The organism is Azospirillum sp. INR13 (assembly GCF_015390205.1).
In the GTDB taxonomy this organism is placed as follows: Bacteria; Pseudomonadota; Alphaproteobacteria; order Azospirillales; family Azospirillaceae; genus Azospirillum.
The window spans coordinates 1-17,086 of the sequence record NZ_VUOI01000034.1; the positions used below are offsets into that span (position 1 = coordinate 1).

Sequence of the window (17,086 nt, forward strand, 5' to 3'; positions counted from 1 at the left end):
CCTCATCCAGCCGCCGCCGGGTCCAGTCGACGGCGCGCGCCGCCGGACCGCTGAATCCCTCTGTCCCGATGGCGCCGGTCACCGCGCGGTCATGGTTGCCGGCGATGCAGACCGCCCCTGCCTGCCGCAGCAGGGCGATGCAGGCGGCGGCATCGGTGTTGTAGCCGACGATGTCGCCCAGGCAGACGATGCGCTCCACCCCCTCTGCCCGCATGGCGTCGAAGGTCGCCTGAAGGGCTTCCAGATTGGCGTGGATGTCGGAGATCAGCGCGATCTTCATGGTTCTCCAATCACGGCTTGGCGAGGCGGGGCGGGCGGGCGCCGCCGGGAAGCGGGCGAGCAGCCGGTCCAGCTTAGGCCGCAGGAAGGGCATCGGATCGTCGGGGGTGATCGCCTTCGCCTCGCACCGCGCGACCCAGGCGAGCCAGTGCGCCATCGGCACGCCGCTGTCGCGCGCCGCCATCCGGTCCTTGCTGATGTGGCACCAGCAGGCGCCGGGCCGCGCCTTGGCCGGGGCAGGGCGGGGACGGCCGGTCAGGTCGGCATGGACGATGGCCGGCAGGTTCACCCCGGCGACGGCGCCCAGATGGTGCCACAGGTTGAAGCGCGGGTTGATCTCCAGCAGGTGCAGGCGGCCGTCCGGATCGCGCTTGAAGTCGAACTTGGCGACGCCTGTAAGACCGAGGCCGGCCGCGATCTCCCGGCCCAGGGCAGCGACGTCGGCTCCTTCGCCGTCGATGTCGGTGATGGTCAGCGCGGTGCTGTGGCCGTAATCGACCGGGTAGGTCCTGATCTTGCGTCCGGTGAACTCGCCCGCCACGGCGCCGGCGTCGTCGATATAGACATGGTGGCTTTCGATTCGCGTTTCCGGTCCGGGGATCAGTTCCTGCGCCAGCAGGTCGATGCCGACCGGGATCAGCCGCGGCCAGAGCGCGCGCAGGTCCTCCGGCCCCTCCAGCCGGATCGCCTTGCCCAGCCCTTCGATCTCGTCCCAGGGCGGACGGCGGGTCAGCGGCTTGACGATGACGGGATAGCGCAGGTCCAGCTCGGGCGCCTCGCTGCCCGGAAGCGGGCGGAGCCGCCGGGTGCGCGGAACCGGCAGACCCAGCCGTTCCGCCAGTGCCTGGAAGCGGCCTTTGTCGACCAGCGTCTCCACCAGATCGACGTCGGCGAGCGCGAAGCGGAAGACCGCGGCCAGCCGGTCGCGATGGCGCGACACCATCAGCAGCTGGGCATCCTCCTCCATATAGAGCACCGGCTTGTCGGGCTGGGCTGCGCCGAAACGCAGCAGCCGATCCACGAGCGCGTCGTCACAGCCGCCCTCCCACGGGATCAGCCGTTCGGTGAAGCGGGAATGGGCGCTGGCGCCGCCGGGTGGCCCGACCACGGCGCAGCGGACACCCGCCAGCCCCAGCGGGCGCACCAGATCCATGTCGCCCAGAACGCAGGCGAGAGCCCCGGTCTTCCTTTTGGTCATTCGCACGCCTCCCCCCTCAGATACCCTTGGCCGGCGCGGTCCAGCCGCGCAGCGACCGTTTGACCGTATCGATCATCAGCCCTCGCGCCCGTCGGCAATACGCCTCCACCGCCGGCTGACCCGGTCGGGACCGAGCGTCAGCCAGTTCATCGGCTGTTCGGCATTGGACAGCAGCGGTTTGTGTCCAGCCGGGGTCGACATGAAGTCGTAGCAATCCTCGCCGCGGGCCAACGCGTCCTCGACGGCCAGCACATGGCTGAGCAATCCGGGCTTCAGCCGGTTGTCCGCCTCGAATGCGAAGCCGCCCTGGTAATTCAGGACCCGGTTGCGGTGGACGAAGTTGTAGAGGTAGCCGATGGGCTGGCCTCCGGCGCTGATCCGGCACAGGCGCACCGTGCCGCTCGGCACGCCCTGCGTGATCAGCTGTTCGTGGAAGGGGCGGAAGGCTGGGTTGGCGAAGGCGCCGGCCTGCCTGCGGGCCTTCCAGCCGGCCTGATGCAGCACCTCCAGCGCCGCGAAATCCTCAAGCGCCTCCTCGACGGTGGTGGCGACGCGGTAATCCAGCCCGCCGCGGGCACGGTAGAGCCGTTCGCTGCGGTTCACCGCCGCCCGCGTGTTGCGGCCGAGCCCGGCGCGGAAATCGCCGCCCGCTGCCCTGACCGGCGCCATATCCACCCATTGCGCGGAATCGGCGATGCGCAGCTGCAGAGAGTGGCCCGTCCGCGCCGCAACGCGCCGGGCGGCACGCTCCGCCGCCGGGGTCAGCCCGCCCAGCACCAGCTCGTCATTGGCGGACAGCCGGGCGCCCAGCCAGTGCAGGGCGGCGTCCGTCACCTCGTCGGCGAAGCGGCGGTCGGCGAGGATGCCGTTGTATTCCATGAACAGCCGGTCATAACCGCGGTCGCCCGTTTCGTGCAACATCCAGCATCGGCTGGGCAGCAGGCCGAGACGCCGCCGCTTGCGCGGGCAGAGCACGGCCAGCCCGACCAACTCGCCTCCCCGCCGGGCAAGCAGCAACCGCGCCTCGATCCCGGCCGGCATCTGCGCCAGCCAGGGACCGATCCAGGACCAGGACAGGAAGAAGGAGGAGTCGGCGCGCGCCTCCAGACCCGCCCAGACCTGCGCCAGCTTGGGCAGGGGAGGCAGTGGATGCAGGGCGATGTCGATGGTGGCAGGGGCAGTGGTATGGGGAGTGGATTCGGTGGCCGTGCCGGTCGCCGTATCGCTGGCGATGCCGTCGGAGTCGGTGCGGGGCCAGATGCTCATCGGCGCGGCGTCTCCGGAAGATATTCCCTACCGAAAACAACACGCTGGTCTTAGAAACGGTCCCGTCTAGGCCGGGGGCACCCGAAAGCCTGTGCGGCGCGAAAGGATGCCGCAAAAGATTGCGCACCTATACGGAAACGCCTTTCATCCCCTCTCCCCAGGGGGGAGAGGGAGACGCGTGAACCAATCTTCAGCGCTTGACCGTGTCGGCGGACTGGCCGAACAGGATCTTCTTGCTCTCGTCGTTCACCGTGGGCGTGCGGTTGGGATTGACGGCCTGCCCCTTCTCATAGGCGCGCACCACCGCCGGCCGCTCCTTGATCGCGTCGAACCAGCGCTTCAGGTTGGGGAAGCTGTCCAGATCCTGCTGCTGGCGTTCATGCGGCACGATCCAGGGATAGCTGGCCATGTCAGCGATGGACAGCTCCGCCCCGCCCAGGAACTCGTTGTCGGCAAGGCGCTTGTCCATCACGCCATAGAGGCGCCCGGTCTCCTTGACGTAGCGCTCCATGGCGTAGGGGATGCGTTCCGGCGCGTATTGGACGAAATGGTGGTTCTGCCCGGCCATCGGGCCGAGGCCGCCCACCTGCCAGAACAGCCATTCCAGCACCGTCTTGCGGCCACGCAGGTCGGTGGGCAGGAACTTGCCGGTCTTCTCGGCCAGATAGACCAGGATGGCGCCGGATTCGAAGACGGTGATCGGCTCGCCGCCATCGGCGGGGGCGCGGTCGATGATCGCCGGCATGCGGTTGTTGGGCGAGAAGGCCAGGAATTCCGGCTTGAACTGGTCGCCGGTGGAGATGTTCACCGGTTCGAACCGGTAGTCCAGCCCGGCTTCCTCCAGAAAGATCGTGATCTTGTGGCCGTTCGGCGTCGGCCAGAAATAAAGGTCGATCATCCCAAACCCTCCAGTGATTTGCGGGAAAGGTTAAACGCTTCGTTCCGGCTGGCAAGCCCGCTCCGACGCGGAGCAGCCCTTCGGCTCATCTCCTTAATTTCGCGTAACGAAATGCAATTTCATTTTGTTGACAGCCCTCGCCGCCTCTGTCAGCTTGGCCAACGAACAGACGAGGCGGTGCCCCCCGTTAATGCCCCTCGATCCTTGGTTTCCCTTGAAATCATTCTCCCCGGACGGAGAGCACGCATGGCCTTGGACAAGGACGTTTTGGATCAACTGCTGGACACGCTGGGGCGCTTCGTCCGCGAAAAGCTGGTCCCGCTGGAGCACAAGGTGGCGGAGGACGACGCCATCCCGGCCGAGGTGATCGCTGCGATGCGCGAGATGGGCCTGTTCGGCCTGTCGATCCCGGAAGAGTACGGCGGACTCGGCCTGTCGATGGCTGACGAGGTGCAGGTCGCCTTCCAGCTGGGCCAGACCTCCCCGGCTTTCCGCTCGCTGATCGGCACCAATAACGGCATCGGCTCCCAGGGCATCGTCATCGACGGCACGGAGGAGCAGAAGCGCACCTATCTGCCGCGTCTGGCCGCGGGCGAGATCGTCGGCGCCTTCGCCCTGACCGAGCCGGAATCGGGATCGGATGCCGGCTCGCTCCGCACCACCGCGCGCCGCGATGGCGACCATTTCATCCTGAACGGCACCAAGCGCTACATCACCAACGCGCCGCAGGCCGGTCTCTTCACCGTCTTCGCCCGCACCGATCTGGACAGCCGCGACGCCCGCGGTGTGTCGGCCTTCCTGGTGGAAGCCGGGACGCCTGGCCTGTCGCTCGGCCCCATCGACAGGAAGATGGGCCAGAAGGGCGCCCACACCTGCGACGTCATCTTCGAGGACTGCCGCGTTCCGGCCAGCGCCATCCTGGGCGGGCGGGAAGGGCAGGGCTTCAAGACGGCGATGAAGGTGCTGGACCGCGGCCGGCTGCACATCGGTGCGGTCTGCGTCGGTCTGGCGGAGCGGCTGATCCGCGACAGCCTGTCCTATGCGATGGAGCGCAAGCAGTTCGGCCAGCCGATCGCCGAATTCCAGCTGATCCAGGCGATGCTGGCCGACAGCCGAGCGGAGGCCTATGCCGCCCGCTGCATGGTGCTGGAGACGGCGCGCCGCCGCGACGCCGGGCAGAACGTCAACACCGATGCCGCCTGCTGCAAGCTGTTCTCGACGGAGATGGTCGGCCGCGTCGCCGACCGGGCGGTGCAGATCCATGGCGGGGCCGGCTACATCGCCGATTACGGGGTCGAGCGCTTCTACCGCGACGTCCGCCTGTTCCGCATCTACGAAGGCACCACCCAGATCCAGCAGCTCGTCATCGCCCGCAACATGATCCGGGAGGCGGCATGACCGTCGGGCGGCCGGTTCCCGATTTCGCTCGCATGGTGGCGGCGCTGCCGCCGCGGATCAGCCACGCGGCGCTCGCCTGGGCGGAACGGACGCCGGACGCTCCCGCCCTGTTCGATGGGGTGCAGGAATGGAGCTATCTCCGGCTTGCCGGGGCGGTCGGGCGCGCCGCCGGCCATTTCGACCGGCTGGGCGTGCGCGGCGGCGACCGGGTGATGATCGTCTGCGAGAACGGCCTCGCCGCCGTCACGCTGATCCTGGCGGCAAGCGAGCGCGATGCCTGGCCCGTCATCGTCAATGCCCGCCTGTCCGACCGCGAGATCGACAGCATCCGCGACCATTGCCGGCCGCGCCGGATCTTCTATACCGATACGGTATCCCCCGACGCCGCCACCCATGCCGCCCGCCACGGCGCCGAACCGCTCGGCGATGCGGAGTTGCCGCCGATGGCGGTCGGCCTGCTGCTGGAGGCCGATCCGGAGCCGGTCCATGCCGGCAACCAGCGGCAGGTCGGCGCGCTGATCTACACCTCCGGCACCACCGGCAAGCCGAAGGGTGTGATGCTGTCGCACCGCGGCCTGCTGTTTGTCGCCTCGGTGTCGGGCTGGATGCGCGGGCTGGGACCCAGCGACCGCACCTATGGCGTGCTGCCGGTCAGCCATGTCTTCGGGCTGGCCTCCACCTGCCTCGGCACGCTCTATGCGGCGGCTGCCTGCACACGGTCCCCCGCTTTGCCCCCGCTGCCGTTTGGCAGGCCTTGGAACAGGATGGCGTGACCGTGTTCCAGGGTGTTCCAGCCATGTACGCCAAGCTGGTGGAGCATGCCACCGTCACCGGCCGGACGCCGGATGCTCCGGCCTTGCGCTACTTGTCCTCGGGCGGCTCGGTGCTGGACCTCGACCTCAAGCTGGCGGTGGAGCGGGTCTTCGGCTTGGCCCTGCACAACGGCTACGGCCTGACCGAATGCTCGCCGACCGTGACGCAGACCCGGTTGGACGCGCCGCGCGGCGACACCTCCATCGGCCCGGCCCTGCCGCTGGTGGAGATGCGCTTCGTCGATCATGTCACAGGCCGCGACGTGGCCGATGGCGAGCCGGGAGAGTTATGGGTCCGCGCGCCCAACGTGATGCTCGGCTATTACCGCGAACCGGCGCTGACCGCCCAGGTCATCACCGACGACGGCTGGCTGAAGACCGGCGACGTCGCCCGGCTGGAGCCGGACGGCTGCGTCACGGTGGTCGGGCGCATCCGTGAGATCGTCATCCACTCCGGCTTCAACGTCTATCCGGAGGAAGTGGAGGGCGTTCTGACCAGCCACCCGGCGGTGACGCTGGCCGCCGTGGTCGGCCACGCCGTCGCCGGCAACGAGGAGGTGGTGGCCTTCGTCCAGTTCGTCCCCGGCCGCGGCGCCTCGGAGGACGAGTTGAAGGCCTGGGCCGCCGAGCGGCTGGCCCCCTACAAGCGCCCGTCGCGCATCGTCGCCCTGGACGCCCTGCCGGCCAGCCCGACCGGCAAGCTGCTGAAGAGCGGCCTCAGGGCCTTGGCCGCCGAGGTGATGGCCGCCTGACGTCAACAAACAAAATCCTGTGGGAGGAAACAAGACCATGAAGCGGACACTTGCCCATCTCGTCACAGTCTCGGCCCTCGCCATCTCCGTGGCGCTCGGCGCCGGGGCGGCGCAGGCCAAGGAATTCCTGCTGGGTTCCGAACTGCCGCTGACCGGCAGCCTCGCCCGCGTCGGCCAGGGTATGCATGAAGGCATCGCCGTCGCCGTCGAGATGGCGAACAAGAGCTATGCCGGCAAGCACAGCTTCAAGGTCCAGACCATCGACGACGAGACCTCCCCCGCCAAGGGCGTGGCAGCGGTGGAAAAGCTGGTCGGCGACGGGGTGGTGGCGATCACCGGCGGCTACGGCTCCAACATCATCGGCCCGGCGTCGGAGGCGGCGCAGAAGGCCGGGCTGGTCTACATCACGTCGGGCGGCGTGTCGCCGGAACTGACCCAGCGCGGCTATCCCACTTTCTTCCGCATCAACAACACCGACGGCTATGCGCTGGCCATGATCGGCCTGCTGCAGGACATGAGCGCCAAGAAGGTCTCCATCGTCTACCTGAACAAGGACGCCACCAGCAGCCTCGCCAAGCAGGTCAACACCGCGCTGGCCGCCAAGGGCGTCGCCGTGGGCATGCACGAGTTCGACGGCTCCACCAGCGACTTCAAGCCGCTGATGAACAAGGTGAAGCTGCAGGACCGCCCCGACGTCATCGCCATGGTCGGCTACGAGAACGACTATGTCGGCATCCTGCGGGCGTCCAAGGTGCTGAAGCCGCAGGTCAAGGCGGTGGTCGGCGTCTGGTCGCTCGCCACCGCGCAGATGGCCAAGGAATTCCCCGACCTGATGGAGAATGTCTACGGCACCTCCATGCTGCCTTATCCGGTGGAATTCACCCAGCCGGAAGCGGTGGAGTTCGCCGCGACCTACAAGAGGCTGTTCAACAAGGACCCCGACTATCTGGGCCAGTTCGGCTATGTCCAGACCCGCCTGCTGATCGACGCCGTCGTCCGCGCCGACGAGGCCGGGACGTTGGGCAAGGGCGGACTGCCGGACGAGCTGCGCAAGACCGACGCCAACACCCTGATCGGCCGCGTCACCTTCGACAAGAACGGCGACAACCTGAACTTCACCCACCGCATGGGCCAGCACCAGGGCGGCAAGGTGGTCCTGGTCTGGCCGCAGGACGCCGCCAACGGCAAGATGAACTTCCCGGCGGTGCCGTGGTGAGTGGATGGGGGTGGGAAGGTTAGCCCCCACCCTGACCCTCCCCCGCTCTCAGCGGACCTTCGGTCCGCCTGTCGCGACAGCACAAAGCTTGCTTTGTGCGATAGCTGGGCGGGGGAGGGAAAATCGCCCTCCCTTGCGAAGCGGGGGAGGGAGGGGACCCGCGGCAGCAGCCGTGGGGAGGGTGGGGGCAAGTGCGACCACCTTTGCAAACCCCGCCACCCCCAACAGGGCGCAATCCATGCTTGAACTGACGCTCCAGGCACTGTTCTCCGGCCTGCTCGCCGGCGGCTATTACGCGACCGTGGCGGTCGGGTTGGCGCTGGTGTTCGGGACCATGCGGGTCATCAACCTCGCCCATGGCGAGCTGGTGCTGCTGGCCGCCTATGTCGCCTACGCCGCCGAATCCAACTATGGCGTCTCTCCGGTGCTGGCGATCCCGGTGGCGCTGGTGATCGTCGCGGCGGCATCTGCTCTCGTCTATGCCCTGCTCAGCCGCATCGACCAGGACCGCGAGATCAATTCCCTCATCCTCACCTTCGGGCTGGGGATCATCCTGACCAACACCATCCTGTCGATCTGGGCGGCCGATATCCGGTCGACCTCCGATCCCTGGTTCCAGGACTCCATGGTGGTTGCCGACACGCTGTTCGCGATGAACGCGGAGGTCGCGGCCTTCGTCGGCGGGCTGGTGCTGATGGCCGGGGTCTGGTGGTGGCTGAACCATTCCTGGCAGGGGCGCGCGGTGCGGGCGCTGTCGTCGAACCGGGCGGCGGCAACGCTGATGGGCGTCAACCCGCGGAAGATCGAGATCCTGTCCTTCATGATCGCCGCCCTGCTCGCCACCTTCGCCGGCTTCGCCATCTACACCGGCAAGACCGTCTTCCCGGCCTTGGGCCATGTGCTGACGGTCAAGGCCTTCATCATCACCGTGCTGGCCGGGATGGGGTCGATCCCCGGCGTGCTGATCGGCGCCGTCATGATCGGCGTCATCGAATCGCTGACGGTCACCTATCTGTCGGCCTCGCTGCAGGAGTTGGCGGGAATGATCCTGTTCCTGGTCGTGCTGTTCGTCTCGCCTTCGGGCCTGTTCGGCGGGGGGAGGGCGCTGGCGCGATGAGCAATGCCCTGACGAACCGCATTCTTCTGGCCGTGGCGCTCGCCGTCGCCTATGTCGGCGTGCCTCTGGTCTTCGGCGGCAACGCCTATGTGCTGGGGCTGATCGTAGCGGCGCTGACCATCGCCGGGGTGGCGGTGGCCTGGGCGCTGCTCGGTAATCTCGGCGGGATGGTCAGCTTCGGCCACGCCGCCTTTTTCGGGGTGGGGTCCTACACCTCGGCCGTGCTGGCGATGAAGCTGGGGGTGCCGGTCTTCGCGGCCATGCTGCTGGGCGGGCTGGGGGCGGCGGTGTCGTCCATCGCCATGCTGCCGGCGCTGCGGCTGCGCGGCCCTTACTTCGCGCTCGCCATCCTCGCCTATGCCCACATCTTCCAGATCCTGGCGACGGAGATGACGCCGGTCACCGGCGGGGCCGGCGGGCTGCTGTCGATCCCGCGCTTTCCCACCGTGCTGGGCTTCGATTTCGGCGACAAGACCGGCGGCTACCTGATCGTGCTGACCATCGTGGTGCTGGCGGCGCTCGCCTATGACGCCATCCGGCGCAGCACCTGGGGCCTTGCCCTGAAGGCGATGCACGACACCGAGGTCGCCACCCGCGTCGTCGGCGTGCCCAGCACGCATCTGAAGGCGGCGATGCTGGTACTGTCGGCCTTCATCACCGGGGTGGTCGGCGCCTTCAATGCCCATTTCATCAGCTTCCTCGACCCCGACTATGCCTTTTCCAGCGGATGGACCGTTCTGCCCATCGCCGCGGCGATCTTCGGCGGCTACCGCACGGTGTGGGGTCCGGTGGTGGGGGCGCTGGCGATCTATCTGGTCGACCAGCTTCTGTTCAAGCCGATCCTGCCGCACGGCCACCAGATGATCCTGGGCGTGCTGCTCTGCGCCATGATCCTGTTCAGCCCCGGCGGCCTGATGCCGGCGCTCAGCCGCCGCCCGGTGAAGGAGAACCGCCATGCTCACGCTTGACGGCGTCCAGGTCAATTTCGGCGGGGTCCAGGCATTGAAATGCGCCAGCTTCTCCATTGCCGAAGGAGAGAGCATCGGGCTGGTCGGACCCAACGGCGCCGGCAAGACCACGCTGTTCAACGTCATCTCCGGCGTGGTGCGGCCGACCGCCGGGCGACTGGACTTCCGCGGCACGTCGCTGCTGAAGCTGCCGGAATGGAAGCGGGCGCGGCTCGGCATCGGCCGCAGCTTCCAGATCCCGCGCCCCTTCGGCCACTGCACGGTGCGGGAGAATCTGCTGGTCGCCCAGCGCTTCGGCGCCGGCAAGAAGGATCCCGGGCGGATCGACGAGATCCTCGACATCCTGAACCTGCGCGACAAGGCCGACCGCGACGCCACCACCGAGCTGGCGCTGACCGAGCATAAGGCGCTGGAGGTCGGCAAGGCGCTGGCGACCGAGCCCAGCCTGCTCCTGCTCGACGAGGTGCTGGCCGGGCTGGAGACCAGCGGCAAGCGCGCCTTCATGGAACGGCTGGCGGCGGTGCGCGACCGCTATCGCCTCGCCATGGTCATCATCGAGCACGACATCGCCACCATCGCCGCGCTCTGCCCGCGGGTGCTGGTGCTGAACTTCGGCCAGATCATCGCCGACGGCTCCCCCGACGCGGTGTTCCGCGACCCGGAGGTGATCCGCAGCTACACCGGCGAAACCACGCTTGCGGAGGCGTCATGACCAATGCGCTCGACATCCTGACGCTGCGCGCCGGCTATGGCGCCATCAACGTGCTGTGGGACGTCTCGCTGTCGGTGGAGACCGGCAAGACCACGGTGATCGTCGGCCCGAACGGCGCCGGCAAGACCACGCTGCTGCGCGCCATCATGGGGCTGGTGCCCGCCACCTCCGGCGACATCCGCGTCGACGGGCAGAGCCGCAAGGCGGTGAAGACCTGGGACCGGGTGGCCGACGGGGTGGTGATGATCCCCGAAGGCCGGATGATCTTCCCCGATATGACGGTGGAGGACAACCTGATGATGGGCGCCTTCCCGCGCGGTTGCCGCAGGGATTGGAAGCGCAACAAGGCGATGGTCCTGGACATGTTCCCACGGCTGGCGGAACGGCGCGGCCAGATCGCCGGCACCCTGTCGGGCGGCGAGGCGCAGATGCTCGCCATCGGCCGCGGCCTGATGGAACAGCCGCGGGTCTGCCTGATCGACGAGCCGTCGCTGGGCCTTGCCCCCGTGGTGGTGGACGAGATCTTCCGCATCCTCGCCCGCCTGCGGGCGGAAGGGCTGACCATCCTGCTGGTGGAGCAGAACACCAGCCGCGCCCTGAAGATCGCCGATCACGTCTATCTGATGCAGTCCGGCAAGGTCGTGCTGTCGGAACGCGGCGACCGGGTGGACCTGGACCGCCTGCACGCGCTTTACTTCGCGCACGAAACAGCTGCGTGATGGGACAGGGTATGGACGATCTGCTGAACGGGGAGCCGGAATCGGGATTCCAGAGACTGCTGGGCTACGCCTTGAGTCGCTGGGAGGAGGGGGAGGCGGAGCTGACGATGGCCATCGACGAGCGCCACCTGAACCGGGCCGGCGTGGTGCATGGCGGGGTTCTGGCGACGCTTTTGGACACGGTTTCCGGATTCTCGGCAACATATTGTCCCTTTCCCGGCCGGGTGCGGCGGGTGGTGACGCTGTCGCTGTCGACGAGCTTCCTGGGACAGGCGCGCACCGGTAGGCTGGTCGCCACCGGCCGGCTGCGCGGCGGCGGGCGCAAGATCATCGGGGTGGCGGCGGAGATCCGCCACGGCGACACCGGCGCCCTGATCGCCACGTCGGAAGGCATGTTCAAATACCGGCCGGGCAGCGAGAACCGGGAGGGAACCGAGATATGAGCGGACAACTGACCGTCGCGCGCCAGGGCCGCGTGATGGTGCTGACCATGGACGACGCTGCCACCAAGAACGCGCTGGGGCCGGAAATGATGGCCGCCGCCCGCGACGCCCTGGTCCAGGCCGCCGAGGATCCGGGGGTGGGGGCCATCGTCCTGACCGGGGCCAACGGCACCTTCTGTTCCGGCGGCAACCTCGGCCGGCTGCTCGGCAACGCCAAGGCCGACCCGGAGGTGACCCGCGGCAGCCTGGAGCGCTTCCATGGCTGGACCCGCGCCATGCGCGCCTGCCCCAAGCCGGTGATCGCCGCCGTGGAAGGGGCCGCCGCCGGGGCGGGATTCTCGGTGGCATTGGGGTGCGACCTGATCGTCGCGGCGGAGGATGCGGTGTTCACCCTGGCCTATGTGAAGGTCGGGCTGAACCCGGACGGCGGCGCGTCGGCCTTCCTCGCCCGCGCCGCTACGCCGCAGCTGGCAGCCGAGATCATGTTCGAAGGCGGCAGGATCGGTGCCGCGCGGCTGGCGCAGCTCGCCATCGTCAACCGTGTGGCGGCGTCCGGCACCGCGCTCGCCGAGGCAATGGCCTGGGCGGAGCGGCTGGCAGACGGGCCGACGCTGGCCATCGGCCGGGCGAAGCGGCTGATCGAGTCCGGCTTCGGCGCGCCCGACGACCAGCTCGACCGCGAGGCTGCCTTCTTCGTCGAGGCCCTGCATGGCGCGGAGGCGGCGGAGGGCATCACCGCCTTCTTCGAGAAGCGGGCGCCCAATTACCCCCGCGGCTGACCCGGCTGTCAGGCCAGCAACGACAGGGTCGGGTCGGGCGGGGTGGGAGCTGCGTTTTCCAGGGAACGGGCGACGTCGGACGGCGCGCCCGGCACCCGCAGCGGCTCGGTCCGCCCGGTGAAATGCAGCTCCGTCCCGCCATCGGCGGTGGCCCGTAGATAGGCGACGGCGATGGGGTTCACCAGAACGGTATCCCCCGATATCTCGGTCAACTCAACGAATGCCATGGTTTGATTCCTCTCACGCGTAAGAGTAAAACAGGCGGCGATGGTGTATGTTTCCAGACCGGACGTTCAGTGGGGCTGCATCACCGGAAGGGGTACCCCTTCGACCTCTTGAACGGGACGGAACCGCGACAAACATGGGCGGTTCAGTGGATCGAAGCCGAACAGGCTTCGAAAACCGGACGGGGCGGGCTATAAGCCCGCTCGGTTAGATCAAGGGAGCATGCCGTCTTGAAGGTGCTTGTCGTCGAGGACGATCCGCTGATCGGTCCGGCCGTGAAGGCCGTTCTGGAGAATGCGGGCTATACCGTGGTCGGACCGTTGCGCGACGCCGCCAAGGCCGCGCGGGTCGGTGCCCGCGAATGTCCCGACCTGGCGCTGGTCGACGTCAATCTCGCCGGTGGGGAGAACGGCCTCGTGCTGGCCCGGCGGCTGTGGCAGGAGAACGGCATCCCGTCGCTGCTGATGACCGGTTTCGATCACCATGCGGCGGAAGCCCGCAGCTTCGCCATGGGCCTGCTGCGCAAGCCGGTGATGCCGGACGCGCTGGTCCAGGCCATCGGCGCCGCCGGGGAGATTCTGGGCGGGTTGCGCCCGTCGTCCAAGCCGGACGCGCTGGAGATCTTCCACGGCTCCGCCGCCTTCGCTGCCGGCCTTCCCAAGGTGCGCTCAGCCTGACCGGCACACGGACCGCCAATTCGATCCGAAAACGCCCGCCCTTCGGTGGGCGTTTTTGTTTCCGGGGCTTTCCGGGAGGGAACCGGCGGGCGTTCGGTGACGGATACGAAATCGGCGCGATCATTCCGCCCGGCCGCTGTTGGTGGGGTGGAATACGGGGGACGGACCCGGCTGGTGGCCTGCAGCTCCCGGCTCACGGCTTGGCCGGACCCATGCCTCCGTAGACGGAATTCGATGTTCCCCAAACCAAGGCCGCCCGGCCGCCGCCACACCGGCGTCGACGGGCGGAACAGCGAAAGGAATCGTCATGAAGAGCCTGATGATCGGCGCCGCCACAGCCCTGGCCCTGATGGTCGCCCCGGCCTTCGCCGCCGACAGCGGTTCAATCTCCGGCAGTCCGGCGGCCAACAGCGCCGGTTCGACCACCAATTCCAACCAGGCGAACCCGCCCTGCACCGACAACAACCAGCTGGGCTGCGGCAGCATGGGCGGCGTGGACGGCAACAGCGCCGGCACCAGCGGGTCCTCGACGGACAGCGGTTCGATGGCCGGTTCCGGGTCCTCCAGCGCGACCGATGGCACGGGCGGCAACAGCCTGGGCAACAGCGGCTCGATGGGCACCGGCTCCGACGGTCCGATCGGCACGCAGCAGCCGTCCGGCTCCATGGGCGGGACTTCATCCACGGGCAATGGCGGCACGGTCCGCTGATCCTGTCGGCCTGACACATGGAAAGGGCGCGCGGATCAACCGCGCGCCCTTTTGCTTTGTTCTGGATGTCGATAGCCGGAGGAATCCCCTCTCCCCGGGGGGAGAGGGAGGATTCACCCCTCCCGCGACAGCAAGGCCACCGGCAGGTCGGCGAACAGCGTCGTGGCGGAGACCGCGTCGCCGCCCTCCACCTCCGCCCCGGTCAGGCGGTTGCGCCAGCGGGTGCCGCGCGGCAGCGGGATGGCAGTGTTGCCCCAGTCCGGCGTCCCGCCCAACTGACCGACCAGCCTGGGCACCGCCACCACCACCGTGTCGTCGCCGGCGCGGCGGGCATAGGCGACCACATGGTCGGCGCGGTCGCCGGTCGCCTCCAGCGGAAGATACTCGCCGGCGCTGAAGATCTCCGGCTTCTCCGCCCGCACCGCCAGGGACTGCCGGGTCACCGCCAGCTTCACCGCGCCGTCGGTCCAGCGCTCCAACAGGCCGGCGACGGCGCCGCGCTCCACCACGTCCTCCACCTCCTCCAGCAGCCTGCGGCGGGCATCGTAATCCACCGGCAGGCGGTTGTCGGGATCGACGAGGCTCAGGTTCCACAGCTCGCAGCCCTGGTAGATGTCAGGCACGCCGGGGCTGGTCAGCTTCAGCAGGGTCTGGGACAGCCCGTTGACCATGCCGATGCGCGCCAACGAGGCCTGGAAGGGCAGGAAGGCCTCCAGGAACGCATTGCGGCGGGTGACGTCCAGGGCATCGTGGATGAAGCTGACGACCGCCCCCTCATAGGCCTCGTTGGGTGCGGCCCAGGTCGAATGGACCTTGGCCTCGCGCATCGATTTGGTCATGGCGCCGACGATGCGCTCGGCGAAGGCGGTCATCGCCGACTGCTCGATCTGCTCGACGGAGGCGCCGGTCAGCTCAGCCGGCCAGGCGCCAAGCAGCAGCTGGTAGAACAGATACTCGTCGTTGCGGTCGGGCGGGGCGGTGCCCTCCACGTCGCCGCGGCGGGCGCGCAGCAGCCGGCTCCAGGTCTGGACCTGCCGTTCCCACTCCTCCGGCATTTCCGACAGGGCGTAGAGCCGGGCGCGGGTGTCCTCGCCGCGCTTGGTGTCGTGGGTGGTGCTTGCCAGCATGTTGCCCGGCCAGTTGCGGGCGCGATCCTGGTTGGCGCGGTGGAAGGCGGAGACGCTGACGCCGAAATGATCGGGATGGCCGCCGACCTCGTTCAACGCCACCAGCCGGTTGTAGCGGTAGAAGGCGGTGTCCTCCAGCCCCTTGGCCATCACCGGTCCGCTGTACTGCTGGAAGCGCATGGCGAAGCGGGTGACCTGCCGGTGGCTGTAGCCGCTCTTCGGTGCCGCCACCAGATCGGTGGTCAGCAGCCGATGCAGGAAATCATAGACCGAGCCGTCCGGCCCCTGTGCCGCCCGTCTCGCCTGGGAAATCGCCCAGTCGATGTCGCGGCGGTCGAGATCGCTCGGCACGCCGCCGTCGACATAGGTGCGGTAGACGGGGAAGCGGGCAATGGTCTCCTTCAAGGCCTGATGCAGGATGTTGGCGGTGAAGTCGGCGGTGGCGGGGTTGGAGCGGGCAATGCGCGCCGCCTTGCGCGACAGCACGTTCAGCTCGCTCGCCATCTCGCTTTCCATGATGCGGATCTTGCACTGCCGCACCACCTCTTCGAAATCGTCGCGCCGGCCGATGAAGTCGGCGTAGAGGCGGGTGAAGGCTTCCTCCGCCTTGGGATCGACGAACAGGCCGCCCATCAGGTTGGCGTATTCGTAGCCGGTCGTGCCGTCGATCGGCCAATCCTCGCGCAGCCGCTCATGCCGGGCGAGGATCTTCTCCACCACCAGATAGAAGGGCTTTGAGGAGGCCGCGACCAGCCGCTCGCAATAGCCCTTGGGGTCGATCAGCCCGTCGATGTGGTCGATGCGGATGCCGTCGAGCGTGCCGTCCTCCACCATCATCAGCACCATGCGGTGGGCGACGTCGAACAGCTCCGGCTCGTCCATGCGCAGGCCGGCCAACTCGTTGATGTTGAAGAAGCGGCGGTAGTTGATGTCGTCGGCCGCCACCTTGAAATAGGCGACGCGCCAGTTCTGGCAGGCGATCAGCTCGCGCAGGTGGCCCCAACTGTCGATCTCCCCCTGGTACCCGCGGAAGACGGACAGCCGCTGGTTGATCGCGTCGGCCACGTCCGGCCGCGTCGCGACCAGTGTCGCCAGTTCCGCCTTCTGAACGCCGGCCCGCGCGATCTGATGGGGCCGGGCGTAGGCGAGATGGGCGAATGCGTCGCCGATCCGCTCCAGATCCGGGTGGTCGGTGCCGAGGATGGTGCCGTAATCCTGCGGCCGCACCGGCAGCTTGTGGCTGCCATAGGCCCACACCGCGAAGCTGCCGGTCTCACTGTCGAAGCGCAGCTCCAGCCCCCCCGACACCAGCACCGCGCCATATTGGTCGCCCAGGAAGGGCACCAGCACCTTGCCCTGGAGGTAGCGGTAATCGGATTCCCATTCGATGTCGAAATACCCGGCATACGGGCTCTCAGGTCCCCACTCCAGCACGTTCAGCCACCATTCGTTGTCGGCCCCGCCGACACCCATGTGGTTGGGAACGAAGTCCAGGATTTGGCCGAGGTTGTTGCGCTTCAGCGCCTCCACCAGATCGCGGAAGTCGTTCTGGTCGCCGACCTCCGGGTTCAGTTCGTTGTGGTTGACGATGTCGTAGCCATGGGTGCTGCCCGGCCGCGCCTTCATGTAGGGGGAGGCGTAGAGATGGCTGACGCCCAGGCGGGCGATATAGTCGGCGATGGCGGCGGTCCGGTCGAAGCCGAATTCGCCATTCAGTTGGACCCGGTACGTCGCACGAGGGATCGGCTTGCCGGCGGCGGGGGCCATGGGTGTGTGCTCCTCGGAATAGGG

At 68.1% G+C, this 17,086-nt stretch carries 16 protein-coding genes and 1 pseudogene; 12 read left to right on the plus strand and 5 right to left on the minus strand.

The features are described 5' to 3' along the window. The 3 genes from F1643_RS25100 to F1643_RS18645 form a co-directional block, all read right to left on the minus strand. The coding region (locus F1643_RS25100) for a metallophosphoesterase (protein WP_370540700.1) at positions 1-820 on the minus strand (820 nt) is incomplete at its 3' end. A 732-nt stretch (positions 821-1,552) separates the two neighbouring features. Then, complete coding sequence (locus tag F1643_RS18640) at positions 1,553-2,743, minus strand: GNAT family N-acetyltransferase (RefSeq protein ID WP_255543026.1); 1,191 nt, start codon at positions 2,741-2,743, stop codon at positions 1,553-1,555. A 190-nt stretch (positions 2,744-2,933) separates the two neighbouring features. Beyond that, the gene (locus F1643_RS18645) at positions 2,934-3,641 is read right to left on the minus strand and encodes a glutathione binding-like protein (RefSeq protein ID WP_194914723.1); all 708 of its coding nucleotides are present in this window, start codon (positions 3,639-3,641) and stop codon (positions 2,934-2,936) included. Between the two features lie 246 nt (positions 3,642-3,887). Here F1643_RS18645 and F1643_RS18650 point away from each other — a divergent pair, with 246 nt between their 5' ends. The 10 genes and pseudogenes from F1643_RS18650 to F1643_RS18690 all read left to right on the plus strand — a co-directional run bounded on the left by F1643_RS18650 (position 3,888) and on the right by F1643_RS18690 (position 12,557). Then, positions 3,888-5,039, plus strand: a complete 1,152-nt coding sequence (locus F1643_RS18650; RefSeq protein WP_194914725.1) for an acyl-CoA dehydrogenase family protein — start codon at positions 3,888-3,890, stop codon at positions 5,037-5,039. Positions 5,040-5,071: 32 nt separating this feature from the next. Further along, a pseudogene (locus F1643_RS18655) lies at positions 5,072-6,117 on the plus strand (class I adenylate-forming enzyme family protein); the annotation flags it as partial. Between the two features lie 45 nt (positions 6,118-6,162). After that, entirely contained in the window at positions 6,163-6,603 is a 441-nt protein-coding gene (locus F1643_RS25105) for a class I adenylate-forming enzyme family protein (RefSeq protein WP_370540701.1), read from the plus strand. A gap of 37 nt (positions 6,604-6,640) precedes the next feature. Beyond that, positions 6,641-7,819 carry an ABC transporter substrate-binding protein gene (locus F1643_RS18660; RefSeq protein ID WP_194914728.1) on the plus strand — a complete coding sequence of 393 codons (1,179 nt, stop codon included), beginning with the start codon at positions 6,641-6,643 and terminating at the stop codon, positions 7,817-7,819. A gap of 238 nt (positions 7,820-8,057) precedes the next feature. Next, complete coding sequence (locus tag F1643_RS18665) at positions 8,058-8,936, plus strand: branched-chain amino acid ABC transporter permease (protein ID WP_149228125.1); 879 nt, start codon at positions 8,058-8,060, stop codon at positions 8,934-8,936. After that, complete coding sequence (locus F1643_RS18670; RefSeq protein WP_194914730.1) at positions 8,933-9,904, plus strand: branched-chain amino acid ABC transporter permease; 972 nt, start codon at positions 8,933-8,935, stop codon at positions 9,902-9,904. Before F1643_RS18665 ends, F1643_RS18670 begins: the two co-directional genes overlap by 4 nt. Continuing rightward, positions 9,891-10,616, plus strand: a complete 726-nt coding sequence (locus F1643_RS18675; RefSeq protein ID WP_194914732.1) for an ABC transporter ATP-binding protein — start codon at positions 9,891-9,893, stop codon at positions 10,614-10,616. The genes F1643_RS18670 and F1643_RS18675 overlap by 14 nt, the downstream gene beginning before the upstream one ends. Beyond that, the gene (locus tag F1643_RS18680; protein ID WP_194914734.1) at positions 10,613-11,335 is read left to right on the plus strand and encodes an ABC transporter ATP-binding protein; all 723 of its coding nucleotides are present in this window, start codon (positions 10,613-10,615) and stop codon (positions 11,333-11,335) included. Before F1643_RS18675 ends, F1643_RS18680 begins: the two co-directional genes overlap by 4 nt. Continuing rightward, on the plus strand, positions 11,335-11,778 hold the full coding sequence (locus tag F1643_RS18685) for a PaaI family thioesterase (protein WP_255543027.1): 444 nt from the start codon (positions 11,335-11,337) through the stop codon (positions 11,776-11,778). The genes F1643_RS18680 and F1643_RS18685 overlap by 1 nt, the downstream gene beginning before the upstream one ends. Further along, complete coding sequence (locus F1643_RS18690) at positions 11,775-12,557, plus strand: oxepin-CoA hydrolase, alternative type (RefSeq protein WP_194914736.1); 783 nt, start codon at positions 11,775-11,777, stop codon at positions 12,555-12,557. Before F1643_RS18685 ends, F1643_RS18690 begins: the two co-directional genes overlap by 4 nt. Positions 12,558-12,565: 8 nt before the next feature. On the opposite strand, the gene F1643_RS18695 is transcribed toward F1643_RS18690, so the two are convergent. Continuing rightward, positions 12,566-12,784 (minus strand): hypothetical protein, encoded by a 219-nt coding sequence (locus tag F1643_RS18695; protein WP_194914737.1) that lies wholly within the window; start codon positions 12,782-12,784, stop codon positions 12,566-12,568. Positions 12,785-13,018: 234 nt separating this feature from the next. On the opposite strand from F1643_RS18695, the gene F1643_RS18700 reads away from it, so the two are divergent. Continuing rightward, positions 13,019-13,459 (plus strand): response regulator, encoded by a 441-nt coding sequence (locus F1643_RS18700; protein WP_370540702.1) that lies wholly within the window; start codon positions 13,019-13,021, stop codon positions 13,457-13,459. A gap of 307 nt (positions 13,460-13,766) precedes the next feature. Further along, positions 13,767-14,168 (plus strand): hypothetical protein, encoded by a 402-nt coding sequence (locus tag F1643_RS18705; RefSeq protein WP_194914739.1) that lies wholly within the window; start codon positions 13,767-13,769, stop codon positions 14,166-14,168. Positions 14,169-14,281: 113 nt separating this feature from the next. On the opposite strand, the gene treY is transcribed toward F1643_RS18705, so the two are convergent. Then, a complete protein-coding gene (gene treY, locus F1643_RS18710; RefSeq protein WP_194914741.1) occupies positions 14,282-17,062 on the minus strand; it encodes a malto-oligosyltrehalose synthase in 2,781 nt (926 codons plus the stop codon). Positions 17,063-17,086: the final 24 nt, after the last annotated feature.

Excerpts from the sequence above, each read along its gene's own strand:
- F1643_RS18640 (WP_255543026.1), bottom strand. The coding sequence starts at position 2,743 with ATGAGCATCTGGCCCCGCACCGACTCCGACGGCATCGCCAGCGATACG.
- F1643_RS18645 (WP_194914723.1), bottom strand. The coding sequence starts at position 3,641 with ATGATCGACCTTTATTTCTGGCCGACGCCGAACGGCCACAAGATCACG.
- F1643_RS18650 (WP_194914725.1), top strand. The coding sequence starts at position 3,888 with ATGGCCTTGGACAAGGACGTTTTGGATCAACTGCTGGACACGCTGGGG.
- F1643_RS25105 (WP_370540701.1), top strand. The coding sequence starts at position 6,163 with ATGCTCGGCTATTACCGCGAACCGGCGCTGACCGCCCAGGTCATCACC.
- F1643_RS18660 (WP_194914728.1), top strand. The coding sequence starts at position 6,641 with ATGAAGCGGACACTTGCCCATCTCGTCACAGTCTCGGCCCTCGCCATC.
- F1643_RS18665 (WP_149228125.1), top strand. The coding sequence starts at position 8,058 with ATGCTTGAACTGACGCTCCAGGCACTGTTCTCCGGCCTGCTCGCCGGC.
- F1643_RS18670 (WP_194914730.1), top strand. The coding sequence starts at position 8,933 with ATGAGCAATGCCCTGACGAACCGCATTCTTCTGGCCGTGGCGCTCGCC.
- F1643_RS18675 (WP_194914732.1), top strand. The coding sequence starts at position 9,891 with ATGCTCACGCTTGACGGCGTCCAGGTCAATTTCGGCGGGGTCCAGGCA.
- F1643_RS18680 (WP_194914734.1), top strand. The coding sequence starts at position 10,613 with ATGACCAATGCGCTCGACATCCTGACGCTGCGCGCCGGCTATGGCGCC.
- F1643_RS18685 (WP_255543027.1), top strand. The coding sequence starts at position 11,335 with ATGGGACAGGGTATGGACGATCTGCTGAACGGGGAGCCGGAATCGGGA.
- F1643_RS18690 (WP_194914736.1), top strand. The coding sequence starts at position 11,775 with ATGAGCGGACAACTGACCGTCGCGCGCCAGGGCCGCGTGATGGTGCTG.
- F1643_RS18695 (WP_194914737.1), bottom strand. The coding sequence starts at position 12,784 with ATGGCATTCGTTGAGTTGACCGAGATATCGGGGGATACCGTTCTGGTG.
- F1643_RS18705 (WP_194914739.1), top strand. The coding sequence starts at position 13,767 with ATGAAGAGCCTGATGATCGGCGCCGCCACAGCCCTGGCCCTGATGGTC.
- treY (WP_194914741.1), bottom strand. The coding sequence starts at position 17,062 with ATGGCCCCCGCCGCCGGCAAGCCGATCCCTCGTGCGACGTACCGGGTC.